Below are 26,063 nucleotides of genomic sequence, written 5' to 3'. Positions count from 1 at the left end.
CAGAGGGCCGCCTAACATGAGCACCTGACCGGAACAGAACCGGGACAGGTCCAGTTCAACCAGATCGTCATGCAGCTTGCGGTATCCGTGGACCTTCCCACTCTCCGCCCAGGCGCTCCGCAGCAGTTCAGTCTGGCGCCTGTCTTCCTGGGCTCGCGCACTCATCGGAGCCTGTAGCCAGGCATAGAATCCGCTCGGCTGGATGCGCAGGCACCGACACATGGCACGGACGGAGAAATGCCCTCGATGCGCGGCCACAAACGCCGGCGCCATTGGGCTCGAACCAATGGCGCTCCAATGGCTCCACTCACTTTGCATCCCTGGCGAAATACGCGGTGGCCCTTCGTCGGGAAAACAGTCCACTGGACTGTTTTCTCATCCTCCTCGATTTAGGATGTCGCGCTCATCGGAAACCCGTGCCAGCTCCCGCTTCAACAGGCGGATCTCGGCATCCTTCCCGGTCTCGCCTGATACCGTCTTCGCGAACTTGCGCTTCCAGGCATAGAGCGAGTGCTTGCTCACCCCGAGCCGTTCAGAAACCTCGCTGACCGGGCAGCCCCGTTCCGTGATCTGAGCGACCGCATCGCGCTTGAAGTCGTCGCTGAAAGTGGCTGTGCCCATCATGGCCTCCTTGCCTCAAAATTAGCAAAGAAGGCGTCCACGAAACATGGGGCTATTCAGCCTTCTGCAAACCATGCACCCGATCCGGTTCGAACTCCTGCCCCTCAATCTGCTGGGAGCCATGAGGTATGCTGGCGGCGACTGGGGCAATCCCCGCTTGACCCGCGCGCGCCACGAGGCGGCGGCTTTGGTGCAGGAGGCATACCTCCACAGGCATCGCAGTGATCACGCGGCGAGGCCTGAACCCGCTGCATGGCTGATCCACGCCATTGCCTGTGCGCATGCCCTCGGGCATAAGATGTCCCTGTCCAGCCAGATCAGCAGAGCCGCTTGCCGCTGCGACGCATCGTTACAGGATTTGCGGTTCGCTGTGCAGGCGCGGGCAGGATCTGGCCGGCTCATGACAGAGCCTGAGCCTGGCAGGGATTTCTGCGACAACGCCCATCAGGGGCTTGCCTCTTCGGGGGGGCCGATCGCCCCGGGCAGTTCCGGTTTTTCCTGGCATCGGGATTCCGCCCGGGCGGCGGACACAGGATCAAAGCCTGCCCACGCCTGCAAAGACCTGGCGGCATCTGAAGTGGCTGGTTTGCACGGATGGCCTGTAAGCCGGATTCTGTCCAGGCAGTTGCCTGCCCTGGATGACCATTCCTCTGCCCCCGCCCTTACGGACGGGATCCAGCTGCCAACCCGGGCCTCTCGGGCTGAAGCATCCCTGCGGCGGTATCGGGCGGACCCGACCTGCCCCGCGCGAGGCCCCTATTCGGCATTGCTCCGGGCGGGGCTTGCCATGCCATTCCTGTTGCCAGGACCGCGGTGGGCTCTTACCCCACCGTTTCACCATCACCGCACCGATCTCCGACCGAGGCCGGCGGCGCGGCTGTCTCTTCTCTGTTGCGCTTTCCCTCGGGTTACCCCGGCCGGGAGTTACCCGGCGCCCTTGCTTCATGGAGTCCGGACTTTCCTCGGCACGACGCTTGCGCGCCCCCCGCGGTCATCCGGCCATCCGTGCGAAGCGGGGCTTAGGCTCCTGCCTGGTTGTCGTCAAGCGCCATCGGCGGAAATCGCGGCCAGAACCCCTTCGGCAAGGCGGATATCCTCTATCTCAACCGGCCCATGGCCCCAGGGGCGGAACCGCAGGCGGAAGGCGCGCAAAAGCAGCTCCGGCTCCTGTGACCGATCATAGCCGATTGCCGTCAGCAGATGGCTGAAATCAGCCTCGCCCCCTGCCCCCCTCTGAGGCCGCAGCGCGAGGCCCTGGCGCGCAAGACGCTGCCAGTCGAAATGGGGGCCGGGGTCGATTTTGCGATCCGGCGCGATGTCGGAATGGGCCAGCACTCCGGCCGGGGTGATGTTCCAGCGCGCCATGATCCCGCGCAAAAGATCCTCCAGCGCCGCCATCTGCGGCTCGGGAAAAGGATGCGTGCCACGATTGGCGAGCTCGATGCCGATGGAATGGCTGTTCACATCCTCAATGCCGCGCCAGGAGCTGCGCCCGGCATGCCAGGCCCGCTCGGCCTCGGAGACCAGCGCCTCGCTGCGGCCATCCTCGCCGATCAGCCAATGGGCCGAGACCTCGTAATCCGGGTCACATAGCCGCGCGCGGGCAGCCTGAGCGCTCTCCATCGCGGTGTAATGCAGGATGATCAGCGAGGGCCGCACCCCGCCCCGCCGCGCGCCGAAATTCGGCGACGGGAAGGCGGTCACTGCAATGCGGTGCGGAACGGGCGCGGATCCCAGCCACAGGCGAAACCGTCACCATCGGGGTCAAGCCCCTGGCGATCCTTGTCCGGGCCGCCACGCGCCAGGAAATCCTGCTGCGCCAGATCCGGAGACGTGTATTTCGCGCAGGCAACCATCGGATCTTTCGAGCTGCGACTACGATTATACATCTGCACCCCCGGCGCATGGGTGGTCGCAAGCGCGAATTCAACGATATTCGGCCCGCTCTCACCAGGGCGCACCGGCAGCGCGCCGGGCTGGACCACGACATATTCAGCGCGGTTTCGGGCGATCCGCTCGGCATCCGACGCGATGGATTCGCGGGCGGCCACGGCGGTGAAATCATTCTCGTCCGAGATGGTCGGATTGGAATGGATCAGTTCCCCCGATTCCTCTTTGATCCCGGCCGGCGCATTGCCCCGCGGACGCGCGGCACCGGTGCTGGCGGGAGCCACGTAATTGGTATTCGGCGTGATTGCGCTGACCGGTGCGGTCGGGGTGCTGCCATCGGCGCGGTCAATCGCCGCTGCCGCCGCGGTGGGATCGAAACCGGTGCCGGCCGGGGCCATCGCGGCCGGTGCGGCCGCGGCAGGTGCCGCAGTTTGCCCCGCACCGCTATTGGTGTTGCGGATATAGGAGTTGTAATCCTGAAAGCCGACGCCGCTGCCGGAATCGGGAACCGAAGGCGTGCAGGCCGCCAGCACCAGAACGCCCAGAACGGCAGCGCCTTTACCTGAAAAACCCGAAATGATCTGCCTGCGGGTGGTCATCGCGTCCTCATGTCAAACGGCAAAACGGCGCGCCACGGGCGTGTTATCCAACCGGAAATCCGGACGGCGCGGGCGCATATCCGGCGGCAATTACCACCATTTTTGCGGCTTGGCTACAAATCCTGCTGCACGTTCCAGCACATAGGCGTGATTGAGAAGCCCGGCCTCATCCCAGGGGCGCCCGATCAGTTGCAGCCCAAGCGGCAGGCCTTTGGCATCCAGCCCGACCGGAACCGAGATCCCCGGCAGGCCGGCAAGATTCACCGTCACCGTGAAGACATCGTTGAGATACATCTCGACCGGATCCGCCGAGGCCATCTCGCCCAGCCCGAAGGCCGAAGAGGGCGTCGCGGGCGTCAGGATCGCATCGACGCCGGCCTCGAAGACCTTTTCGAAATCCTGTTTGATCAGGGCGCGGACGCGGCGGGCACGGTTGTAATAGGCGTCATAAAAGCCCGCCGACAGCACATAGGTGCCGATCATGATCCGGCGCTGCACCTCGGAGCCGAAGCCCTCGGCGCGGGTCTTTTCATACATCTCGGTGATGCCATCGCCCGGGCCCAGTTTGGCGCGGTGGCCATAGCGCACCCCGTCATATCGGGCGAGGTTCGACGAGGCCTCGGCGGGCGCGATCACGTAATAGGCCGGCAGCGCATATTTCGCATGCGGCAAGGTGATCTCGCGCACTTCGGCGCCGGCATCTCTGAGCATGGCAATGCCCTGCTCCCACAGCGCGTCGATCTCGGCCGGGATACCGTCGAGACGGTATTCCTTCGGAATGCCGATGACTTTGCCGCGAATATCGCCGGTCAGGGCGGCCTCGAAATCGGGGACGGCAATCTCGGAACTGGTCGAATCCTTCGGGTCATAGCCCGACATGGATTGCAGAAAGATCGCCGCGTCCCGCACCGATTTCGTCATAGGTCCGGCCTGGTCGAGCGAAGAGGCAAAGGCGATCACCCCCCAGCGGGAGACGCGGCCATAGGTCGGCTTGATGCCCACAATCCCGGTAAACGCCGCCGGCTGACGGATCGAGCCGCCGGTATCGGTGCCGGTCGCCGCCAGACAGAGATCCGCCGCGACAGCCGAGGCTGACCCGCCCGAAGAGCCGCCCGGCGTCAGCTTGCGATCATCAATCTTCCAGGGGTTCACGGCGGGCCCGTAAACCGAGCTCTCATTCGACGAGCCCATGGCAAACTCGTCCATGTTCAGCTTGCCAAGCATCACCGCGCCATCGGCAAAAAGCTTCGTGGTGACGGTCGACTCATATTCCGGCTTAAAGCCTTCGAGGATGCCAGACGCCGCCTGGGAATTCACCCCTTTGGTGCAGAAAAGATCCTTGATCCCCAGCGGGATGCCGCACAAGGACGGCGCGTCCCCGGCTTTGAGCCGCGCATCCGCCGCCCGCGCCTGGTCCAGCGCGATCTCGGGAGTTTTATGCACGAAAGCGCCAAGCGCATCGCCCGCGTCAATCGCGGTCAGGCAGGCCATGGTCAGGTCAACGGCGGAAATCTCGCCTTTCCTGAGCGCATCGCGCGCCTTTTCGATCGTCCAGCTGTTCGACTCGGAGGTCATGCTCATTCCACCACCTTCGGCACGGCAAAGAAGCCTTCACGGGCTTCGGGGGCATTTTTCAGAACCTGGGCCTGGATATTGCCATCGGTCACGACATCCTCGCGCCGGCGCAGCCGCATCGGCGTGACCGAGACCATCGGCTCTACGCCGGTCACATCGACCTCGTTCAGCTGTTCCATGAAGGTGAGAATGCCGGAGAGATCGCGTGCAAGATCGGGAAGCGCTGCTTCCTCAACCCGGATGCGGGCAAGCTTCGCCACTTTCCGCGCGGTATCAATGTCGATGGACATGGATCAGACCCTTTTAAGCTCCGGCCCCGTTTAGCGAGCGCTTGGCGGCTGCGCAAGGCAAAGGCTGGGTAAGGCCAAGGCTGGGTTGGACAAAGGCCGGATCTGGCGCCTCTGGCCAGCCTGCGCCTCCGGCGGGAGTATTTTTGTCAGGGGAAATGACGGCAGCCTCGTCATTTCGAACCACCCGGTTCGAAAGAGACTGGAAACCTGTCACAATGGGCGGGTAAAGTCTCTTCCGCACAATCAGAACAGGAGAAGATGCTGTGAAAATCACCTGGCTCGGACATTCCGGTTTCCGTATCGAAATCGAACAGGCGGTTCTGCTGGTGGATCCCTGGCTGACCGGCAACCCGGTCTTCCCCGCTGACGCGCGCGCCGAGGCGGTGGCGGGCGCCACGCATATTCTTTTGACCCATGCCCATGGCGATCATGCCGCCGATGCCGCCAGCCTGTCGCAGGAATTGCAGGTTCCGGTGGCCTGTATCCATGAGGCCTCGGTCTGGCTGAACGGCCAGGGCGCCTCGACCATCGGGTTTGGCAAGGGCGGCACCATCGATTGCTGCGGCGCGAAAGTGACGATGGTGAATGCCAGCCATTCGGCCTCGGTCGATTTCGGGGGTGGCGCGCTTTTGCCTGCCGGATCCGCCGCCGGTTTCATGATCAAAGGCGAAGGCCGCACGATCTATGTTTCGGGCGATACCGATATCATGGCCGATATGGCCTGGATGGGAGAACTGCATCAGCCGGAGATCGGCATTCTCTCCTGCGGCGGGCATTACACGATGGATATGGAGCGAGCCGCCTGGGCTGCGCGGAAATACTTCAACTTTCGCTGTGTAATTCCCTGCCATTACAAGACCTTCCCGCTGCTGGCGCAGACTGCAGATCCGTTGCGCGCCGGTCTGCCGCCCGGCGTCGAAGTGATTGAGCCAGGGGTGCTGGAGCCGATTTTGTTCTGACCCAACCGGAAGAAGGAGGACTGCCATGCTGATCCGTTCTGTCGGAGATGCCATCAGGGGCCGCGATCTGCCACAGATCAGCCCTGCGGCCACCATCATCGAGGCGGCTGCGGTTCTTGAGCATTATGAGATCGGCGCTGTGGTGGTGATGGCGGAAGGTCGCGTCCTCGGCCTCCTCTCCGAGCGTGACGTGCTGCGCAGGGTGGTAGGCCAGGGGCTTGCGCCGGCAACCGTCACCGTTGCCAGCGCCATGACCCCCGATCCGGTTACCGTTTGCGAGAGCGACCCGCTCGCCGAGGCGATTGCGAAGATGGAAAGCGGGCAGTTCCGGCATCTGCCGGTGATGGATGGCAGGGGCACCTGCCTCGGACTTCTGTCGGTGCGCGATATCCCGGCGGAATATCGCATCATGTATGAGCACTTCCGCGCGCTGACCGCCTGAGCCGGCCGGCGGGAGGAGGAGCCCCCCACCAGAGGTCATGATTTTAAATATGTCGTGAGGTCAGCTCTGGCTTTTGCGCCGGGCAGCAAAGAAATCGCGCAGTAGCCGCCCGGCCTCGGCCTCACCGATTCCATCCAGCACCTCGGGCACGTGATGGCATTGCGGATGGCTGAAAACCCGCGCGCCCACCGTCACGCCGCCGGATTTGGGATCCGCCGCGCCGTAAACCAGCCGCGCGATCCGCGCCGCCGAAATCGCGGCAGCACACATCGGACAGGGCTCCAGCGTGACGTAGAGAAGACAGCCTTCCAGCCGCTCCTGCCCAAGGCGCCGGCACGCCTCGCGGATCACCAGCATCTCGGCATGTGCGGTCGGGTCCTTCAGCTCGCGCGTCCGGTTCCCGGCCCGGGCCAGAACCTCGCCCGCGCCAGAGACAAGCACCGCCCCCACCGGCACCTCGCCGCGCAAGGCCGCCGCCCGCGCCTCTTCCAGCGCGAGGTCCATATGGGATCGAAAGACCACGCCGCATTGTCCTTTCATCTGTCCTGAAATATCCTTGGGGGCCACGAGCCAAAAATCCTGGGGCGCCAGCCCCCGGCTTCTGCTCTCCTTCAAAAGGTCGCCTCCCATGCCGGAAAACACAAGTCCTCCCGCCCGGGACCCGAATGGAACGCCCGATGGCGAGCGCATTGCCAAGCTGCTGTCGCGCCGGGGCGTCGCCTCGCGGCGCGAGGCCGAGCGGCTGATTGAGGCGGGCGAAGTCACCGTCAATGGCAAAATCATCACCAGCCCGGCGCTGAACGTGACCGGAACCGAGCGCATCACCATTTCCGGCAGGCTGCTGCCCGAAGAGGAAGAAGCGCGGCTCTGGCTTTACTACAAACCCGAGGGGCTTGTGACGAGCGCATCCGACGAAAAAGGCCGCGACACCGTTTTCGACCACCTCCCCGAGGATATGCCGCGGGTGATGTCGGTCGGGCGGCTCGATCTTAATTCTGAGGGGCTTTTGCTGCTGACGAATGATGGCGGGCTGAAACGGCGGCTGGAACTGCCTTCGACCGGCTGGCTGCGGAAATACCGGGTTCGCGTCAATGGTCAGGCCGATGATCTGAAACTGCAGATCCTGCGCGATGGCATCACCATTGAGGGCGAGCGGTTCAAGCCGATGCAGGTCACCATCGACCGTCAGCAGGGTGCCAATGCCTGGCTGACCGTGGGTCTGCGCGAGGGCAAAAACCGCGAGATCCGCCGCGCGATGAATGCCATCGACCTTTATGTGAACCGGCTGATCCGGGTCTCTTACGGCCCCTTCCGGCTGGGAAGTCTGGAACCGGGTCAGGTCGAAGAGGTCAAGGCCCGCGTGCTGCGCGACCAGCTCGGCGAGATCGCGGCGGACGAGGCGGCAGCAGAAGCCCCCCGCAAGCGCCCTGCGATGACGCGGGTGCGGGCCGGAAAACCAGTACCGGGAACACCAGCAGCGGGCAAAACCGATCGCGCCGGGGCCGAACGGGCCTCTCCCGCTGCGCGTCCCGTCAGATCCGCAAGTGCGACCAGAGCCGCCAGCTCTGACAGACCGGCGAATGCGAGCAGATCGGGGCCTCCGGCCACGGACAGGGGCCCACGCACGGCCTCCCCTGCGTCGCGCGCAACCGGCGCTGCATCCACCGAGGCGGCCGGAAAACCGGCCAGCGCCAGGCGGAAATCTGGCCTTACCGCACGCGAATACTTTACCCACCGGGCGGAAGCTGCCGGGCGCAAAGACAGCGAGGGCTCTGGCGGGAGTTCCTATCAGCCGAAACCACCCGCACGCGGCCCGGGCGACGCCGCGCGCCCCGACCGGGCTCCGGGCGCGGCAAAGCGCTGGACGGCATCTGCCGGTGCTGACCCGGTCTCTGAACGGTCAGCGCCGCGCAAACCGCGCGCCCCGAAACTCGTCAGCACCCGCAATGCACCGGCGACCACCGGCGCGCACACCTCGCGCAGCCCCACCAGGCCCGGCGGCCCCACCAGGCCCGGCGGCCCCACCAGGCCCGGCGGTCCTTCCGGCCGCGGCGGCCCGGGTCGCAAAGGATAGAACATAAAGGATGTGCGCGTGTTTCGCGCGCGCAGTTTCCCGTGCGCAGTTTCCCGTGCTCTGAGCCTCGCACCCCGCTCGCTATGGGAGGCACCGCGCAGCCTGGAGGGTTCCTGCCCTGCGACCGGGCAGCCAGGATGCGGCCTGCCTGTACATTTGTGCGCGGCCCCGGGCATCTGGCGCCGCGATGCGATGCGAGACCTGACCAATAAGCACGCGACATCAAGGGATTGCCGCGGCGGGGTGGCCTGACTTCCCAGGCGGGGATGCCAGAATGCCCTGCCCTCCATGCCGCATCGCGGCATCAGGGATCCGGTTGACCGCGCACAGAAGGGCGCGGGCCAGACACAACCGGGAATTCGGGCGGAAGATTCCCGCGCATATGCCCTGTCTCAGACTGGCAAGCGGCAGATCCATTCGCTAGGATTGCGGCAACCGACCGTTATTTCCGGAACCCAGAATGTCCGAATCCGGCCTGCGCACCCTCTCGCTGGCGATTCTGATCGCCCTTGTTTTCTATGTCGCCGGTTCGGGAGGAATGTGATGGCCGCTCAGCGCTTTGGCGGGAAATTCAGCCCTGACGGCACCCGACCGACCGGATCGGGCTCTGGCCCGCAACCGCCAGTTCCGCGCGCGGCCCCGGGGATGGAAAAGCCGGCAGGTGGCTGGCGCGCCACATTCCTCTTCCTCTCGGCCTTTGTCTTCCTCTTCCCCGCTTTCGGCGAAGAGCCTGGCGCGATGCTTTTAAGCCTGATCGCAGGCGGCTGTCTGATCCTGAGCGCCTGGCTCACCCGCGAGGGCATGCGCGCCCGTGCGGCCTATGACGCCCGCCGGGTCGCGCGCCGCCCCGCGATCCCGCGCATCCTGTTCGGCGCCATCGCCACCGGGGCCGCGCTGTTCACCGGCGGGCTGATCGGGCATGGCGTCTCGCTTTACCCGATCCTCTTCGGTCTCGCCGGGGCCGGGCTGCATATTGGCGCCTTCGGATTTGACCCCTGGACCGACAAGGGGATGGAGGGCGTCGACCGTTTTCAGACCGACCGCGTCGCCCGTGCCCTGGCCGGGGCCGAGAAGACGCTCGCGCAGATGAAAGACGCGATCCTGCGCGCCCGCGACCGCCAGCTTGAGGCCCGGGTTGATCGTTTCATCGGCCAGACAAGAGGGCTCATGCAAAGGGTCGAGGAAGATCCCGGCGATCTGACCGCCGCGCGCCGTTATCTGACCGTTTACCTGGAAGGCGCCCGCGACGCGACGGTGAAATTCGCCGATCTCTGGGCCATCCGCCCCGATCCGAAGGCGCGCGAAGACTATGAACAGCTGCTGACCGATCTGGAAACCACCTTTGCCAGCCGCTCGGAACGCCTGCTTGGCAATGACCGCGACACTCTCGATATCGAGATTTCCGTGCTGCGGGACCGGCTGAAATTCGAGACGCCTTCCGGCTCCAACCCTTCCTAAGTGTGAGATTTTGCCATGACCGAGAACACCACCCGCGCCGCCGCCGAGGCCACCCTGGCCGAGGTCGAGAAGGTCACCGCTGTCATCCTGCCGGAACCGACGGGCGAAATCGTGCCCCTGGAATCCGCCTCGCCCGACAAGGCCGCGGCGATTGAAAAGCGCATGGGCGAGCTGGATCTGACCAACACCCAGTCGATCATCTCGTTCGGCTCTTCGGCCCAGGCTGAATTGCAGGTGATCTCTCAGGAGATGTTGCAGGACGTGAAAAACAAGGATGTCGGCCCGGCCGGCGACAGCCTGCGCAAAATCGTCACCACCATTCGCGGTTTCTCGACCGATGAGCTGGACCTGCGCCGCGAAAGCTCGTGGTGGGAGCGTCTGCTGGGCCGCGCTGCGCCTTTCGCGGATTTCGTTGCGAAATATGAAGATGTCCAGAGCCAGATCGACAAGGTCACGGGCGAATTGCTCGGCCATGAGACGAAGCTTCTGAAAGACATCAAATCGCTGGACCTGCTTTATGCAAAAACCCTGAATTTCTATGACGAACTGGGGCTTTACATCGCCGCAGGCGAGGCCAAGCTGAAAGAGACCGATACCACCTCTATCCCCGCGAAAGAGGCCGAGGTCGCGGCTGCACCCGAGAATGACAAGATGATCAAATCGCAGGAGCTGCGCGATCTGCGCGCGGCGCGGGATGATCTGGAACGCCGGGTGCATGATCTGAAACTGACCCGCCAGGTCACGATGCAGTCTCTGCCCTCGATCCGGCTGGTGCAGGAAAACGACAAATCGCTGGTGACGAAGATCAACTCGACCCTCGTCAACACCGTGCCGCTCTGGGAGACGCAGCTCGCCCAGGCCGTGACGATCCAGCGGTCGAAAGAGGCAGCCGAGTCGATCCGCGACGCCAATGATCTCACGAATGAGCTGTTGAAATCGAATGCCGAGAACCTTCAGCAGGCCAACCGCACCGTGCGCGAGGAAATGGAGCGCGGCGTCTTCGACATTGAAACGGTGAAACACGCGAATGAGACGCTGATCGCCACCATCAATGAAAGCCTGCAGATCGCCGATGAGGGCAAGGCAAGGCGCGCGGCTGCCGAGGTCGAGCTGCAGAAGATGGAAACCGATCTGCACGAAACGCTGGCTTCGGCCCGGGCGCGGAGCACCGCGCCCGCCGCACAGCCGCAATCATGACGCCAGCCCGGCGCCAGCGACTGCCCCTCTGGCCTGCCACCTTGCTGGTGGCGGGCCTTTCCGCCTGTGTGTCCTCGGGCGGCCAGGCGCCGCAACGGATCGGCCCGCCGCCGCCCAGACCCGCTGTTCCGGTCGCGGTGACGCCCGAGACACCGAAAAGTGCTGCGGCCCGCGCCTATTACGCCCAGGTGCAGAACGCGCTGCTCTCGCAGGGATTGCTGCGTACCGATGGCGGCGGTGTGGATACGCCTTTCGACGCCCGCATTCTCGCTGAAAATTTCATCCGCATAGCGCTTTACGATGAATACAGTCGCGCCGGCGGGGCGTTTGCGCGCGGTGAAACCGCGTCGATCCTGCGCCGCTGGGACGTGCCGATCCGGTTTCAGATCCAGTTCGGCGCCTCTGTCCCCCAGGAGCGCCGCGCCACCGACCGCGCGCGGATCGCCTCTTATATCAAACGCCTTGCCAGCCTGACCGGCCACCCGATCACACTTGTCGATCAGGGCGGCAATTTCACCCTGCATGTCGTCTCGGAAGACGAGCGCGAACAGCTTGGCCCCATCCTGCGCCGCGAGCTTCCCGGCCTCAGCCCCCAGGATGTGGCCGATGTGACCGGCATGGCCCAGACCACCTATTGCCTCGTCTATGCGCTCTCGGACGGGGACAGCGGCAATTACCGCCGCGCGGTGGCCGTGGTCCGGGCCGAACATCCCGATCTTCTGCGGCAATCCTGCTATCATGAGGAAATCGCGCAGGGCCTCGGGCTCGCCAATGACAGCCCGCGCGCGCGGCCCTCGATCTTCAATGATGACGAGGAATTCGCGCTCCTGACCAAACTGGACGAGCTGATGCTGAAGATCCTTTATGATCCGGAACTGTGGCCGGGCATGTCCGAGGCAGAAGCGGTCCCGGTGGTGAGGCGCATCGCACAACGACTGCTCGGGAGTGGCGCTTGATCCGGTTTTCCTGCCTTCTGACCGTGACCGCGCTGCTGGCCGGCGCGGGCGAAGCGCAGGAAGCAGTGCCAGACGCGCTCCTGGCCGAACAACAGCCGCCAGGCGCTGAAATGTCACCGGCAGAGGTCGCACAGACCGGCAGCCTTGGCTGGTTGCAGGCGCAATCGGATTTCGCGCTTGAGTTCCGTGATGCGGGCCGGATCACCCTCGCCCCGGGCGGGGTGATTGCGGTTGATCCGCTGACCTGGTCGGACGCCTGGGATCTGCCCTGGATCGAGGTGCCCGCCGGCGAGGCACGGTTTTTACTGGCGCTTGACCAGGACGAAGGGCGCGTCTCGAAGGCGCTGCTGGTCTTTTCCGATGCCGCCCCGACCTGTGGCGATGATGTTGCTACAATCCCTGTCGATACCGGGCTTGCGGGCTTTTTCGACAGATCCATGGCAGCGGCCGTGACCCGCTCGGCCGGGATCCTCGGCCCGGAAAAAGATCTCTATAATGGCTGGTTCGACAGGATGATCGGTGAAGTCTGGGTGGTCGGCCATATCCTGCCTCTGCCCGACAAAACCTTGATTCCCATCGCATCCTCCGGCTGGGGCGATGGCGGCTATCCGGTCGCGCGGCTGCGGTCGGCCACTGGTGAGACCGTCGCCCTTTTTGCCGATTTCATGGGCAAAAACGCAGAGGGCGACTGGCTCCTCCCTCCGGACTGCGGCACGTCATGACCGGCGCGCGGGAAGATGCAGGCTGGATCAGCGATGAACAAAGCGACATCAGGCCCCGCCGGGCGAAATTTCCCCTTCAATCCGGGCGCATGCGCGCTATTTTGACAAAGGCAGATGCGGCGCCGCCGGCCCGCGCGTGACAGAAAGGCTGAACCCATGGTCTTCGACTTCCTCAGGGGCGAGTTTATCGACGTCATCTCCTGGCTCGATGACACCCGCGACACCATGGTCTGGCGCTTTGAGCGCCGCGGCCAGGCGATCAAATACGGCGCGAAACTCACGGTGCGCGAAGGCCAGGCGGCGGTCTTCATCCATGAGGGTCAGCTGGCGGATGTCTTCGGCCCCGGTCTCTATCAGCTTGAGACCAACAATATGCCGATCCTGACGACGCTGCAGCATTGGGATCACGGCTTTCAGTCGCCGTTCAAATCCGAGATCTATTTCGTCTCGACCACGCGGTTCAACGACCAGAAATGGGGCACGAAAAACCCGATCATGGCGCGCGATCCCGAATTCGGCCCGGTCCGGCTGCGGGCCTTCGGGACCTATTCGATGCGGGTCGCGGATCCCGGAAAATTCATGACGGAAATCGTCGGCACCGATGGCGAATTCACTGCCGACGAGATCTCGGTGCAGATCCGCAATATCATCGTCCAGGCGGCAAGCCAGGTGCTGGCGGGATCACAGATCCCGGTGCTGGATATGGCTGCGAATACCGAAGACCTTGGCAAGCTGATTGCCGGTGCCATCACCCCCAAAGTCGCGGAATACGGGTTGAGCATTCCGGAATTCTATATCGAGAACATCAGCCTGCCGGAAGAAGTCGAGAAAGCGCTCGACAAGCGCACCTCGATGGGTGTGGTGGGCGATCTGAACAAATATATGCAGTTCAACGCGGCCGAGGCGATGGGCAACCCTGCCTCGGGGGCCGGCTCGGCGATGGCGACCGGGGCGGGCATGGCGATGGGTATGGGCATGGCCCAGAATATGGGCCCCTGGGGGGCGCAGCCCGCAGCCGCCGCGCATGCACCGCCGCCCCCGCCGCCGGTTGGCAAGGAATGGCATCTTGCCGAAAACGGCGCCACCAAAGGTCCTTATACCGAAGCGCAGCTTTCCGGCCTCGCGGCATCGGGCCAGCTTGCACGCGGCACTATGGTCTGGGCGCAGGGGATGGAGGGCTGGAAACCCGCCGTCGAGACCGAACTCGCCCGCCTCTTCTCGCATCTGCCGCCGCCGCCCCCGCCCGCAGGCTGACCCATGCCTGCCCTCGGAGAACACCGCTGGCCCTGCAGCCAGTGCGGCGCGCAGCTGCGCTATGCCCCGGGCCAGCGCGATCTGGTCTGTGAACATTGCGGCAATCACCAGCGCCTGCCCGATATCGCCCTCGCCGATCAGGACCGGGCGCTGGTCGAACATGACCTCGCCAAAGGGCTCGCCGACGATCTGTCCTCTTCGGCGATGGAAGTGGTGCGGACCACGCGCTGCACCTCCTGCGGCGCGCTGATCGAGATGATCGGTGCCAGCCATGCCACCGAATGCCCCTTCTGTGCGACACCTGTGGTGACCTCGACCGGCGAGACAAGGCAGATCAAACCCCAGGCACTGATCCCCTTCGTGCTTTCCGAACGCGAGGCGCGTGAAGCCCTGGTGAAATGGCTCGGCTCGCTCTGGTTCGCGCCGAACCGGTTGCTGGAATATACGAGGCGCGGACGGGCGATGAACGGCGTCTATGTGCCCTGGTGGACCTTTGATGCCGAAACCCGCTCACGCTATTCCGGCAGCAGGGGTGACGCCTATTACGTCTCGCGCACGGTCACGGTGAACGGCAAACGCGAGACCCGCCAGGAGCGCAAAATCCGCTGGACCCCGGTCTCAGGCCACGTCGCCCGCGACTTCGATGATGTCGGAGTGCTGGCCTCGCTGAGCGTTCCGGCGCGCTATGCGAATGAGCTCGATCCCTGGGATCTGACCAGGCTTGTCCCCTATGCGCCGGATTATCTGGCCGGGTTCTCGGCCGAGGGCTATACAGTGCCGCTGGAACCCGCGAGCCTGCAATCAAAGCAGAAAATGGCCCGCGTGATCGAAACCGATGTGCGCCGCGACATCGGCGGTGATGAACAGCGGATCTCCGGCATCGACACCGACTACAGTGGCGAAACCTTCAAACATATAATGCTGCCGATCTGGATGGCGGCCTATAAATACAACGGCAAAAGCTATCAGTTCCTCGTCAATGGCCAGACCGGCGAAGTCCAGGGCCAGCGCCCGTGGTCGGTCTGGAAAATCGCACTCGCGGCTGTGGCGGCGGCCCTGGTTGCGGGCGCCGTGCTCTATCTGATGAAGGACGGCGATATCAGCATTGGCAGCAATGCGCTCGACTGGCTGGACTGAGCCGGGCTTTGCCAGCCTTCGCCTCCGGCGGGAGTATTTAGGTCAAGAGGAAGCCGGCTTTTTCCTCTTGATCAAAATACTCCGGGGGAGGCCCTGCAAGGGCCTGGGGGCAGCGCCCCCTTCCGGGCGTTGACATGGGCGCGCCCGGCGCTCATAGCAGCCGCGTCACCAGAGGAAGGCAGGCGCATATGTCGATTGATCTCTCCCGCGTGCTGAGCGAGGCGCGCATTCCGGAACTGCCCTCGCCCTATTTTGGCAAGGTGCGCGACTGCTACGACCTGCCTGCAGATGCAGTTTTCCCGAACGGCCGGCGGATCCTGATTTCCTCGGACCGGATTTCGGCCTTTGATCGCATTCTGGCGGCGATCCCGTGGAAGGGCCAGGTCCTGACCCAGACCGCGCGCTGGTGGTTCGACCGCACCGCCGATATCTGTCCCAATCATGTCGTGGCCTATCCCGATCCGAATGTCGTGATCGGGCGCCATGTCAGCATTCTGCCCGTCGAGGTCGTCGTGCGCGGCTATCTCGCCGGCACCACCTCCACCTCGGTTCTGACCCGGTACAAGGCCGGCGCGCGCGAGATGTATGGCCACCGCCTTCCCGATGGCCTGCGCGATAATGAGGCCCTGCCCGAGGCCATCATCACCCCCACCTCGAAGGCCTTTGACGGCGGCCATGACGAGCCGCTGACGGCAGCGGAGATCGTCGCCCAGGGGCTCCTCACTCAGGCACAATGGGATGAGGTTTCGGACAAGGCGCTGGCCCTCTTTGCCTTTGGCCAGAAGGTCGCAGCAGAGCGCAGGCTGATCCTTGTCGATACGAAATATGAATTCGGCCTGGATGACCGGGGCCGGATCCTGCTTGCCGATGAGATCCATACCCCGGATTCCAGCCGCTACTGGATCGCCGGAGGCTATCAGGAAGCGCTGACCACCGGCGCCCGCCCGCCGTCTTTCGACAAGGATGTGATCCGGTCCTGGGTCGCGGCGCGCTGTGATCCCTATAAGGATCCGGTGCCGGACATCCCTTCGGAAATGATCGCGCAGACCGCTGAGGTCTATATCGCCGCCTTTGAGCGGATCACCGGCGAGACCTTCCGCCCCGACAGCTCGGGTGAAACGCCGCTGGCGCGGGTGCGTGCCAATCTGGCGCCGTATTTCACCGCCTGACAGTGACATCCTGACACCGGCATCATGTTTGCGCTAACAATGCACAGGGAAACCGGGAGGCTGCGATGATTCTCTGCTGTGGTGAGGCGTTGATTGACATGTTGCCGCGGGTCTCGACCGCGGGAGAGGCCTGTTTCGCGCCCTATGCCGGGGGGGCGGTGTTCAACACTGCCATCGCGCTTGGACGGCTCGGCACGCCGGCGGGCTTCTTTTCCGGGGTCTCGACCGATATGCTCGGCGAGATCCTGGCGGATACGCTGACGGCATCAAAGGTCGATACCAGCCTGCTTGCGCGTTCAGACCGGCCGACCACCGTGGCTTTCGTCAAACTGACCGATGGCCAGGCGAGCTATGCTTTTTACGACGAGGCCACCGCCGGGCGGATGCTCGCGACAACGGATCTTCCGGCCCTGCCCGACCGGGTCCAGGCGCTGTTTTTCGGTGGCATCTCGCTGGTCAATGACCCGGCGGCCGCAAGCTATGAGGCGCTGCTGGCGCGCGAGGCCGGGCGCCGGCTGATCATGATCGACCCGAATATCCGTCCTGGGTTCATCGCGGGTCAGGAAGCGACCTATCGCGCCCGCATCAGCCGGATGATTGCGCAAAGCGATATCGTCAAACTCTCGGATGAAGACCTCCACTGGCTGGAAGGTGCGGGCGAGACTGAGGCGCTTGCTGCCCGCCTGCTCGCGCAGGGGCCGGCGCTGGTGCTGATCACCGAAGGCGCCGAGGGCGCGCGGGCGTTTTCCGCAGGCGGCAGCCGTCGCCGCCCGGCGGGGAAGGTCACGGTGGTCGATACGGTCGGCGCGGGCGATACATTCAATGCCGGCTTCCTCGCAGGCCTTGCCCGTGAAGGCGCGCTGAGCCGCGCGCGGCTGGCCGGGCTGACGGCAGCGCAGACAGATGCCTGTCTCGACCTCGGGATCCGGGCCGCCGGCGTCACCGTTTCGCGCGCCGGCGCCAATCCGCCCTGGGCGCATGAGATCGGACTGTGCGGATGAGAGCGGTTTTGCAACGCATCACCCGCGCCGAAGTGGCGGTGGCGGGCGAGGTGGTCGGGCGCTCCGGTCCCGGGCTGATGATCCTGATCTGCGCCATGCAGGGCGATGACGAGGCGGTGGCGGCAAAACTGGCGGCGAAAATCGCGAAGATGCGGATCTTCAAAGACGACCAGGACAAGATGAATCTCTCGGTCAGGGATATCGGCGGCTCGGCGCTGGTTGTCAGCCAGTTCACCCTGGCCGCCGATCTGCGTGGCAACCGGCCGGGCTTTTCGACCGCCTCGCCGCCCGAAGAGGGCAAGCTTCTCTATGAGCATTTCGCGGCCAGTCTCGCCCGCGAAGGGGTGCCAAATGAGACGGGCATCTTTGGCGCCGATATGGCGGTGAGCCTGACGAATAACGGGCCGGTCACCATCTGGATCGACAGCGCCGCGGGCTGAGCCCTGCCCGCCCTGCACCGATCGCCCTGCCCTGCATAAAACGCTTGATTTTCAGATTTTCGCCGCGCCAGATGGCGCCGGACTACCGCAGGTCTGCCTGCGGCCTGGTGATTTCTGTCCTGCGGGAAAACCGGCGCCGCCGCGCGCCTCCCCGCATAGCAGCTTGCCAATGCCTTTGCGCCTCCCTGCTCTGACCCCTGCCCGATCAGCTTTATCCCCGAGTCGGTCCTTCCCTCATCCGGAGCCCTGCAATGCCCCTGATCAATGCCCCAACCAGTATCGGCACAGGCGTACAATACAGCCTTGCGGATGGAGACAGCATCTTTGTCTCCCGCTTCGCCACCGTGATTTCAACAAGCGGCAGCGCGATTTCCAGTGATGTGGGCAGCAATCTGAGCGCCTTTGTCTATGGTGAGCTTGCCGCCCATAACTCTGCAATCCGTTTTGCAAATGGCATAGATGCGACCCTGAGCGGCCATTATCTCTTTGTGGGCAGCACCGGCACGCTCACCTCGTCAAATTCCGGATTTTCGACCGTATTCATGGTGGGAACCGGCAATCGCGTCGTCAATGACGGCTCGATCGTCTCTGCCAGCCACAGCGCATTGCGGCTCATATCCGGCGGCGACATCAACTCAATCACCAATCGCGGTCTGATCGAAGGCAGGGTCGGCCTGGATCTCAATCTCTCCGGCCCCGCAGGGCTTGGCGTTCTGCTCAACTCCGGAACCATCAGCGGGCTGCAAGCCGCGATAACGGCCCAGAGCAGCACCTCGACGATACGGATCATCAACAGCGGCACCATCACCGGCGATGTGATTCTCGGCAGTGGCGCCGATCTTGTCGACACGTGCAGTGGGATTATGAATGGCACCGTCTCCGGCGGGGCCGGCAATGATGTCTTCATCGGCAATCCGAACCGCGCCGAAACCTTCAACGGGGGTGACGGCGTCGATGTCCTGGATTTCCGCAATGGCGGATCGGTGATCGTGGCGCTGGATCTGAGCCGGCCGAATTCGGGCCAGGCGCTTGGGGATGCCTATTTCGGCTTTGAGAATGTCTTCGGCTCGCAGTCGAATGACATCCTCACCGGCAGCAACGGCAATAACGTGCTGACCGGCGAAGATGGCGCTGACTGGCTGCACGGGCGCGATGGCAGTGACATTCTGCGCGGCGGTCCGGGGGCCGATACGCTGGCGGGCGGCACCGGGAATGATGTGTTCCAGTATCTCAGCCCTGATGATGGTGGCGATCTGATCATGGATTTTGCCAATGCCGGTGGCAATAATGACTTCTTCCAGGTCTCGGCGGCGGGTTTTGGCGGCGGGTTGGTGGCAGGTGCCCTGGCTGCTTCAGCCTTCCAGGCCGGCACCACCAATGTCGCGGCCAATGCCAATGTGCGGTTCCTGCATCGCACCTCAGACAATACCATCTGGTATGATGCCGACGGCAATGGCGCCGGCGCCGCTGTGCTGATCGCCACCCTCGCGGCACCGGTCGCGGGCCTCGCGGTTTCCGCCACTGACTTCCTGATCTTCTGAACCTGCCCCCCCGGCTTCGCCTCGCTGATCCGGGGCAAAGCCCCCGCCTGTCCCCGCCGTGAGGGTTTCCAACCCGGGCAAAATGGTCTAAGCTCCGGCCATAATCAATGCCAGATCCAGGGGGATACATGCTTCCCTCAGACAGGATCTGCGATCGGGCAGGAGACACGCCATGACCAAAATCAGCAAAGCTTTCGGGCTCGGCCTTGCGCTGAGCGCCCTTATCGCCGGCGTCGTTCCCGGCACCTCCACCCCCGCGCAAGCCGGTGATGCCGGGCTTGGCATCGGCCTGAGCTGGGTGTTTGGCAGCGGTTCCAACAGTGGCCTCGCCGCTGGCGCAAAAATCTTCACCGACCGCGACAAAGATCACTCGGCCGGTTCACTTGGGCTGGATTACCATTTCGCTTCCGAGTCTTTGCGCCCCAATCTCGGCATCTCCTATGTCGGCGATGGCGGCTATGTCGATGCGAATTTCGGCTACAATATCGGCACCCGCAATATCGACTTCGGCCTCGGCGGCGGCTTCGTCAATTCCAGAGACTGATCAGACCGGCTAAGCCGGGTGCGGGGGCAGTTGCTCCCCCCCGGCAGATGCGCGATAAGCGTCTCATGTTCCCCGGGGCCGATACCCGCCCGGACAGGAGACCGGAGCCCAAACCTGGGCCCACGGGCACCTCCCGGCCGCATCCCGCCGACCACCGCGACGGAACCGCCAGGGCCTGGAGGGTGAAGACATATGCTGCTCTTGATCGACAATTACGACAGTTTCACCTGGAATCTGGTGCATTATTTCGGCGAGCTTGGCGCCGATGTGGTGGTGAAGCGCAATGATGCGCTTGAGGTGCAGGAAGCGCTGGCGCTGCGCCCCGAGGCCATCGTGCTTTCGCCCGGTCCCTGCGATCCGGCCCAGGCCGGGATCTGCCTGCCCCTGACCCGCGCCGCTTATGAGGCCGATGTGCCGCTTCTGGGGGTTTGCCTTGGCCATCAGACCATTGGCGAGGCCTTTGGCGGCAAGGTCGTGCGCTGCCATGAGATCGTGCATGGCAAGATGGGCTCCATGCATCACGCGGGCCAGGGCATGTTCCGGGACCTGCCCTCGCCGTTCGAGGCCACCCGCTACCATTCCCTGATCGTCGAGCGCGAGAGCCTGCCCGAGTGCCTCGAGGTCACCGCCTGGCTGGAGGACGGCACCATCATGGGGCTCCGGCATCGCGAAAAGCTGATCGAGGGCGTGCAGTTCCACCCGGAATCCATCGCCTCGGAACACGGCCACCGGCTGCTCGCGAATTTCCTCGAAGAAGCAGGCGTTAAGGTCACCGCATGAGCGATATTCTCAAACCGCTGATCGGCCTTGCCGCCAGCCGCCCGCTGACACGCACTGAGGCCGAAGCCGCCTTCAACGCGCTGTTCGAGGGCGCCGCGACACCGGCCCAGATGGGCGGCTTCCTGATGGCGCTGCGCACCCGTGGCGAGACGGTCGATGAATATGCCGCCGCCAGCGCCGTGATGCGCGCGAAAAGCCACCGCGTCCGCGCGCCCGAAGGCGCGATGGACATCGTCGGCACCGGCGGCGATGGCAAGGGCACGCTGAACATCTCGACCGCGACTGCTTTCGTCGTCGCGGGCGCCGGCGTCGCCGTCGCCAAACACGGCAACCGCAATCTCAGTTCGAAATCGGGCGCGGCGGATGCGCTGACGGAGCTTGGCCTCAATGTGATGCTCGCACCGGAACAGGTCGAGACCTGCCTGAGGGAGACCGGCATCGGCTTTATGATGGCCCCGATGCATCACCCGGCGATGCGTCATGTCGGCCCGGTGCGGACCGAGCTTGGCACCCGCACCATCTTCAACATCCTCGGGCCGCTGACCAATCCGGCCGGGGTGACCCGCCAGCTGACCGGCGCTTTTTCCGAAGCGCTGATCCGCCCGATGGCCGAAACGCTCCGCGCGCTTGGCAGCGTCAAGGCCTGGCTGGTGCATGGCGGCGACGGCACCGATGAGATCTCGATTGCCGCGCCGACCAAAGTGGCGGCGCTGGAGGGGGGCGAGATCCGCGAATTCACCCTGCATCCGGAAGATGCCGGCCTGCCCTACCATCCGTTCGAGAAGATCATGGGCGGCAATCCTGCGGAAAACGCCGCAGCCTTGCGGGCCTTGCTCGAAGGCGAGGCGGGGGCCTATCGTGACGCGGTCCTCCTGAACGCTGCGGCGGCCCTCGTGGTGGCCGACAAGGCCGCGACCCTGAAAGAGGGCGCAGAGCTTGCCCGCACCGCCATCGACAGCGGCGCGGCAAAGGCAAAGCTGGAGGCCCTGGTGAGGGTGTCGAATGCCTGAGGGCGTTCCGGCGTGCCGCTGACCACAGTGCGCAGGAAGGTGGCGGAGCGCCTCCTTCCCCCTCTTGCACGCCCGCAAGGCGAAAGCGATTGGCCGGACCAGCGCTTTTTGCGGCAGCCCGTCGCATATCATGAGCAGGCCCGGCACTATAGCCACCCTTCCATCCTTGCAAAAACCGGATCGGGCCGCCACCCGCCCCCCGTTCCCAGACTGATTTTTCGCGCATCAGACCGCCCCCCGCCCGACGGGCTGCGCGCCGTCGGGCGGGACCAAAATCCCAGGGATCACCACTCCTCCGGCCCGGCCCGGCCCCCTGCGACTGGTGGGAATATCCCGACCCTCCCCACCATCGCCCCCTTCCGGGAGGGGCTTCGCAACATTCCTGGCAGCGCGCCGCGCAACGGCAATCCGACAGATCCGGCGCCCCGGCGGCGCCCGCTGCTGAACCCTCGGCTGACAGGCGAGCCCGGCCGACCCGGCCTGCGTCTGACGTCTTTCGAAAATGGCCCGGACTGGCGGCACCTGCCCGGTGAGATCCTGATAAAGCTGTCGCCGCGAAAAATGCCGCAGGCAGCGCCTGCCCCTGCCGCCGGGCCTGCCGGGGAGGATGCGAAAGCTCACCTCCACATCATGGCCGCCCGAAATGCATCACGCCTGAGTGGAGTTTCTGACCTGGGTACATGCACTTTTCCGCCAGACAAACCGGCCCATGCAGGTTTCCCGGCGCCCGCCGCTGCACCACATGCAACGCAAGTCCTGGAACAGCGTCAGCCCGCGCCGACCGACCGGCCGGGCACCGCCCAGGCCCCGAGGTAACCCGAGATGATCCCGCCCGAAATCGCCGCCTGCCCCGAAATCCCCGCCTCCCCCGAAATCCCGGAATCCTGGGCCTCGCTTCCCTTCTTCCGGACCGACTGGCCCGCGCTCTGGACCCGCCTCGCGGCCTCTCCCGGCTGGCAACCCGAAGCACAGAACATCTTCCGCGCGCTCGCCCTGACCCCGCGCGAGAAAGTGCGCGTCATCATCCTCGGCCAGGACCCCTATCACACGCCAGGCCGCGCCCGGGGTCTCGCCTTCTCTTTCCCCCCCGGCGCGCCCCCGCGCGACTCGCTGAAAAACATCCTGACCGAACTCGCTTCCGACACGGGTCAGAGCAAAGCCGACGGAGACCTCAGCGCCTGGGCCGAACAGGGCGTCCTCCTCCTCAACACCACCCTCACCGTGCCGGTGGGCCAGGCTTTTGGCCATAAGAGCTGGGGCTGGAACACGCTCACGGCCCAGATCCTCAGTGCCACCGCCCAGGACGGCCCCCGCGCCTTCCTCCTCTGGGGCGGCCCCGCGCAAAAACTCTGCGCCCGCCTCCCCCGGGAAAACCACCTCTTCCTCGAATCCGCACATCCCTCCCCCCTCTCGGCCTATCGCGGCTTCTTCGGCTCCCGCCCCTTCAGCCAGACCAACGCCTGGCTGGCCGCCCGGGGCGAGACCAGCATCGACTGGTCCGCCTGAAGCCTTTCCTTCAGCCGGTCAGCCGGTTAGAACAGGCAACGAGCGCCTCTTCCTCTTGATGGAAATACTCCACGGGGGTCCGGGGGTGTGAAACCCCCGGCGCGCTCCGCCGGGGCATCCCGCACTGTCCCAGACGGAGGCTGCCCCATGTCCAAGACCGTTCTCGACCGCATCCGGGCCTATAAGCTCGAAGAGATCGCGGCCCGCAAAGCGCTGCGCTCCCAGAGCGAGGTCGAGGACAGCGCCCGCCAGGCTCCGGCCCCGCGTGGCTTTGCGGCGGCGCTGCAATCGGCGGCCAGTGGCGGCTACGGGCTGATTGCCGAAATCAAGAAGGCCAGCCCGTCAAAGGGCCTGATCCGCGCCGATTTCGATCCGCCCGCCCTTGCCCGCGCCTATGAAGAGGGCGGCGCCACCTGCCTGTCCGTGCTGACCGACACGCCGTCTTTCCAGGGCGATGACGACTTCCTCACGCAGGCGCATGATGCGGTGAAACTGCCCTGCCTGCGCAAGGAGTTCATCTATGACCCCTGGCAGATCGCTGAATCCCGCGCACTCAAGGCCGATTGCATCCTCTTGATCATGGCGTCCTTGTCGAATGAACAGGCGATGGAGCTGGAAGCGGCCGCGTTTGAGTGGAAAATGGATGTGCTGATCGAGGTGCATGACGAGGAAGAACTCGACCGCGCCCAGCATCTGAAATCACCGCTGATCGGCATCAACAACCGCAATCTCCACACGTTCGAGGTCACCCTCGACACCACTCGCCGCCTCGCGCGCCGGGTGCCGGAGGATCGGCTGATCGTCGCGGAATCCGGGCTCCACACGCCCGAAGATCTCGCCGATCTCGCCCGTTACGGTGCGCGCTGCTTCCTGATCGGCGAAAGCCTGATGCGCCAGGACGATGTTGCCGCCGCCACCCGCGAAATCCTTTCCCGCCCGCTGACCGCCCAGGGCGGAATGCCGCTCTGAGAGGCGCCATGACCAACCGAACGCCCGCTGAAACGCCCACCGCCCCCCCCTCGCCGCTCAGCCATTTTGACGATCAGGGCCATGCCCATATGGTCGATGTCTCCGACAAGCCCGTGACCTCGCGCCTTGCTCTGGCCGAGGGCTGGGTGATGATGGCGCCCGCGACGCTGGCGCTTGTGACCGAAGGCCGCGCGGCCAAGGGGGATGTGCTTGGAACGGCGCGGCTTGCCGGGATCATGGGGGCGAAACGCACCGCCGATCTGATCCCGCTCTGCCACCCTCTGCCGGTGACCAAGGTCGCGCTGGAGCTGACCCCGGATGCAGGCCAGGGCGGCGTCCATATCACCGCGACCGTCCGCACCACCGGCCAGACCGGCGTCGAGATGGAGGCACTGACCGCCGTTTCTGTGGCGGCGCTGACGGTCTATGACATGCTCAAGGCGGCGGAAAAGGGAATGCGGATCGAAGGCATCCGGCTTTTGCGCAAAGAAGGCGGCAAATCCGGCAGTTTCGAGGCCGGGTTATGAACAGCCCCACCGATACTGGCGCCACGGATACCGGGCCCACCGATACTGGGCCCGGCCCGAAAAACCCCGGCCCGCTGATGCCCGTCGAAGAGGCTATGGCGCGGCTCTTTGCCCTTGCACCAGAACTGGAGACCGAAGAGGTGCCGCTCCGCGACGCCGCCGGCCGCTGGCTTGCCGCGCCGGTGATCGCAAGTCGCGACCAGCCGCCCTTTGATGCCTCGGCAATGGATGGCTATGCGCTTTCCGGAACCCCCGCCCCGGGCGAGAGCTTTCGCGTGATCGGCGAGGCAGGCGCAGGTCATGCCTTTACCGACGTGATCGGCGAGGGCCAGGCGGTGCGGATCTTCACCGGCGCCCCGGTCCCGGATGGCGCCTCGCGCGTGGTGATCCAGGAGAATATACGCCGCGAGGGCGACCGCATCACCATCACCGATCGCGATTCCGGCGCCAATATCCGCCCGCGCGGCCAGGATTTCCGCATCGGATCCGAGATCGGGCCGCGCCGGCTGCGCGCCGCCGACCTGGCACTGATCGCCTCGATGAATGTCGCCAGCGTCACGATGCGCCGCCGCCCGGTCGTCGCGGTGATCTCGACCGGAGACGAGCTGGTCATGCCCGGAGACACCCCCCGCCCCGATCAGATCATCGCCTCGAATTCCTTTGCGATCAAAGCGATAGCCGAAGAGGAAGGCGCGATTGCCCGTTTCCTTCCCATTGCCCGCGACACCGAGGCCGATCTGAGCGCGGTCTTCACCCTCGCGCAGGATGCAGATGTGATCGTGACTTCGGGCGGTGCGTCAGTGGGCGATCACGACCTGGTGGCCCCGGTGGCCAAAAGCCTCGGGATGGAGGCGGGGTTCTGGAAGATCGCGCTGCGCCCCGGCAAACCGCTGATGGCGGGGCGGCTGTTCAGCGCGGCGATGCTGGGGCTGCCGGGCAATCCGGTCTCGGCGCTGATCTGTGCCGAGCTCTTCCTGCGCCCGCTTTTGCGCCATATGCAGGGCGACCCCACGCCGGGGCCGCATTTCCGGACGGCCGAACTCGCCCAGGACCTGCCCGCAAATGGCCCGCGCGCCCATTACATGCGCGCCCGTGTCGAGGACGGCAGGATCACCGCCTTTGACCGCCAGGACAGCGCGCTGCTGACCGTGCTCAGCGCCTCGAACGCGCTTTTACTGCGCCCGGTCGGCGACGGCGCGCGTCATGCAGGCTACCCCGTCCGCTATATCCCGATCTGAGCGGCTGCGATAAAGCCGCCACAATCCACGATTGCGGTACCGGCTCAAACCGGCACGGGGCTTGACACAAACAGAGAACATCGTCAGAACATTACATCAACGCCTTGTGATATGTGTCGTGGCATACGCCGCAGTCATTCAGGGCAACCCGGATCTCTGGCGGA

At 64.8% G+C, this 26,063-nt stretch carries 25 protein-coding genes, 1 other RNA gene and 1 pseudogene; 20 read left to right on the top strand and 7 right to left on the bottom strand.

Going from position 1 to position 26,063, the window contains the following annotated elements; all coding sequences use genetic code 11:
• The 6 genes and pseudogenes from JC607_RS25570 to gatC form a co-directional block, all read right to left on the bottom strand.
• A pseudogene (locus JC607_RS25570) lies at positions 1-621 on the bottom strand (transposase); the annotation flags it as partial.
• 586 nt (positions 622-1,207) lie between these two features.
• Positions 1,208-1,628, bottom strand: an RNA gene (gene rnpB, locus JC607_RS21275) — RNase P RNA component class A.
• A gap of 34 nt (positions 1,629-1,662) precedes the next feature.
• Positions 1,663-2,325 (bottom strand): N-acetylmuramoyl-L-alanine amidase, encoded by a 663-nt coding sequence (locus JC607_RS21270; protein WP_370584912.1) that lies wholly within the window; start codon positions 2,323-2,325, stop codon positions 1,663-1,665.
• Complete coding sequence (locus tag JC607_RS21265) at positions 2,322-3,110, bottom strand: hypothetical protein (protein WP_198838820.1); 789 nt, start codon at positions 3,108-3,110, stop codon at positions 2,322-2,324. The genes JC607_RS21270 and JC607_RS21265 overlap by 4 nt, the downstream gene beginning before the upstream one ends.
• 90 nt (positions 3,111-3,200) lie before the next feature.
• Positions 3,201-4,685 (bottom strand): Asp-tRNA(Asn)/Glu-tRNA(Gln) amidotransferase subunit GatA, encoded by a 1,485-nt coding sequence (gatA, locus tag JC607_RS21260; protein ID WP_198838825.1) that lies wholly within the window; start codon positions 4,683-4,685, stop codon positions 3,201-3,203.
• A 2-nt stretch (positions 4,686-4,687) separates the two neighbouring features.
• Entirely contained in the window at positions 4,688-4,975 is a 288-nt protein-coding gene (gene gatC / locus JC607_RS21255) for an Asp-tRNA(Asn)/Glu-tRNA(Gln) amidotransferase subunit GatC (protein WP_198838819.1), read from the bottom strand.
• A gap of 263 nt (positions 4,976-5,238) precedes the next feature.
• Here gatC and JC607_RS21250 point away from each other — a divergent pair, with 263 nt between their 5' ends.
• On the top strand, positions 5,239-5,934 hold the full coding sequence (locus tag JC607_RS21250; protein ID WP_198838818.1) for a metal-dependent hydrolase: 696 nt from the start codon (positions 5,239-5,241) through the stop codon (positions 5,932-5,934).
• Positions 5,935-5,959: 25 nt separating this feature from the next.
• Positions 5,960-6,376: a CBS domain-containing protein gene (locus tag JC607_RS21245; protein WP_198838817.1), complete on the top strand. Its 417-nt coding sequence runs from the start codon at positions 5,960-5,962 to the stop codon at positions 6,374-6,376.
• A 60-nt stretch (positions 6,377-6,436) separates the two neighbouring features.
• On the opposite strand, the gene JC607_RS21240 is transcribed toward JC607_RS21245, so the two are convergent.
• A complete protein-coding gene (locus tag JC607_RS21240) occupies positions 6,437-6,898 on the bottom strand; it encodes a nucleoside deaminase (RefSeq protein WP_198838824.1) in 462 nt (153 codons plus the stop codon).
• 106 nt (positions 6,899-7,004) lie between these two features.
• Here JC607_RS21240 and JC607_RS21235 point away from each other — a divergent pair, with 106 nt between their 5' ends.
• The 18 genes from JC607_RS21235 to JC607_RS21150 all read left to right on the top strand — a co-directional run bounded on the left by JC607_RS21235 (position 7,005) and on the right by JC607_RS21150 (position 25,899).
• Positions 7,005-8,450: a pseudouridine synthase gene (locus JC607_RS21235; RefSeq protein ID WP_198838816.1), complete on the top strand. Its 1,446-nt coding sequence runs from the start codon at positions 7,005-7,007 to the stop codon at positions 8,448-8,450.
• 543 nt (positions 8,451-8,993) lie between these two features.
• On the top strand, positions 8,994-9,908 hold the full coding sequence (locus JC607_RS21230; protein WP_198838815.1) for a 5-bromo-4-chloroindolyl phosphate hydrolysis family protein: 915 nt from the start codon (positions 8,994-8,996) through the stop codon (positions 9,906-9,908).
• 15 nt (positions 9,909-9,923) lie between these two features.
• Entirely contained in the window at positions 9,924-11,105 is a 1,182-nt protein-coding gene (locus JC607_RS21225; protein WP_198838814.1) for a toxic anion resistance protein, read from the top strand.
• A complete protein-coding gene (locus JC607_RS21220) occupies positions 11,102-12,061 on the top strand; it encodes a DUF2927 domain-containing protein (RefSeq protein WP_198838813.1) in 960 nt (319 codons plus the stop codon). The genes JC607_RS21225 and JC607_RS21220 overlap by 4 nt, the downstream gene beginning before the upstream one ends.
• Entirely contained in the window at positions 12,058-12,783 is a 726-nt protein-coding gene (locus tag JC607_RS21215; protein ID WP_198838812.1) for a DUF4241 domain-containing protein, read from the top strand. Before JC607_RS21220 ends, JC607_RS21215 begins: the two co-directional genes overlap by 4 nt.
• 156 nt (positions 12,784-12,939) lie before the next feature.
• Entirely contained in the window at positions 12,940-14,037 is a 1,098-nt protein-coding gene (locus tag JC607_RS21210) for an SPFH domain-containing protein (RefSeq protein ID WP_198838811.1), read from the top strand.
• Between the two features lie 3 nt (positions 14,038-14,040).
• Positions 14,041-15,174, top strand: a complete 1,134-nt coding sequence (locus tag JC607_RS21205; RefSeq protein WP_198838810.1) for a primosomal protein N' (replication factor Y) - superfamily II helicase — start codon at positions 14,041-14,043, stop codon at positions 15,172-15,174.
• A gap of 188 nt (positions 15,175-15,362) precedes the next feature.
• Entirely contained in the window at positions 15,363-16,343 is a 981-nt protein-coding gene (locus JC607_RS21200) for a phosphoribosylaminoimidazolesuccinocarboxamide synthase (protein ID WP_198838809.1), read from the top strand.
• A gap of 65 nt (positions 16,344-16,408) precedes the next feature.
• On the top strand, positions 16,409-17,344 hold the full coding sequence (locus tag JC607_RS21195) for a carbohydrate kinase (protein ID WP_198838808.1): 936 nt from the start codon (positions 16,409-16,411) through the stop codon (positions 17,342-17,344).
• The gene (dtd, locus tag JC607_RS21190; protein ID WP_198838807.1) at positions 17,341-17,784 is read left to right on the top strand and encodes a D-aminoacyl-tRNA deacylase; all 444 of its coding nucleotides are present in this window, start codon (positions 17,341-17,343) and stop codon (positions 17,782-17,784) included. The genes JC607_RS21195 and dtd overlap by 4 nt, the downstream gene beginning before the upstream one ends.
• Before the next feature lie 251 nt (positions 17,785-18,035).
• On the top strand, positions 18,036-19,325 hold the full coding sequence (locus tag JC607_RS21185) for a calcium-binding protein (protein WP_198838806.1): 1,290 nt from the start codon (positions 18,036-18,038) through the stop codon (positions 19,323-19,325).
• Between the two features lie 172 nt (positions 19,326-19,497).
• The gene (locus JC607_RS21180) at positions 19,498-19,869 is read left to right on the top strand and encodes a hypothetical protein (RefSeq protein WP_198838805.1); all 372 of its coding nucleotides are present in this window, start codon (positions 19,498-19,500) and stop codon (positions 19,867-19,869) included.
• A 192-nt stretch (positions 19,870-20,061) separates the two neighbouring features.
• Complete coding sequence (locus tag JC607_RS21175) at positions 20,062-20,649, top strand: aminodeoxychorismate/anthranilate synthase component II (protein ID WP_198838804.1); 588 nt, start codon at positions 20,062-20,064, stop codon at positions 20,647-20,649.
• On the top strand, positions 20,646-21,659 hold the full coding sequence (trpD, locus tag JC607_RS21170) for an anthranilate phosphoribosyltransferase (RefSeq protein ID WP_198838803.1): 1,014 nt from the start codon (positions 20,646-20,648) through the stop codon (positions 21,657-21,659). The genes JC607_RS21175 and trpD overlap by 4 nt, the downstream gene beginning before the upstream one ends.
• Positions 21,660-22,481: 822 nt before the next feature.
• Positions 22,482-23,165, top strand: a complete 684-nt coding sequence (locus JC607_RS21165; protein ID WP_198838802.1) for a uracil-DNA glycosylase — start codon at positions 22,482-22,484, stop codon at positions 23,163-23,165.
• Between the two features lie 147 nt (positions 23,166-23,312).
• The gene (gene trpC / locus JC607_RS21160) at positions 23,313-24,134 is read left to right on the top strand and encodes an indole-3-glycerol phosphate synthase TrpC (RefSeq protein WP_198838801.1); all 822 of its coding nucleotides are present in this window, start codon (positions 23,313-23,315) and stop codon (positions 24,132-24,134) included.
• An 8-nt stretch (positions 24,135-24,142) separates the two neighbouring features.
• Entirely contained in the window at positions 24,143-24,661 is a 519-nt protein-coding gene (moaC, locus tag JC607_RS21155; protein WP_198838800.1) for a cyclic pyranopterin monophosphate synthase MoaC, read from the top strand.
• Between the two features lie 74 nt (positions 24,662-24,735).
• A complete protein-coding gene (locus JC607_RS21150; RefSeq protein WP_198838823.1) occupies positions 24,736-25,899 on the top strand; it encodes a molybdopterin molybdotransferase MoeA in 1,164 nt (387 codons plus the stop codon).
• Positions 25,900-26,063: the final 164 nt, after the last annotated feature.

It is taken from the genome of Paracoccus sp. IB05 (assembly GCF_016405985.1).
GTDB lineage: Bacteria > Pseudomonadota > Alphaproteobacteria > Rhodobacterales > Rhodobacteraceae > Pseudogemmobacter.
This window is presented reverse-complemented; position numbering and strand designations above follow the sequence as displayed.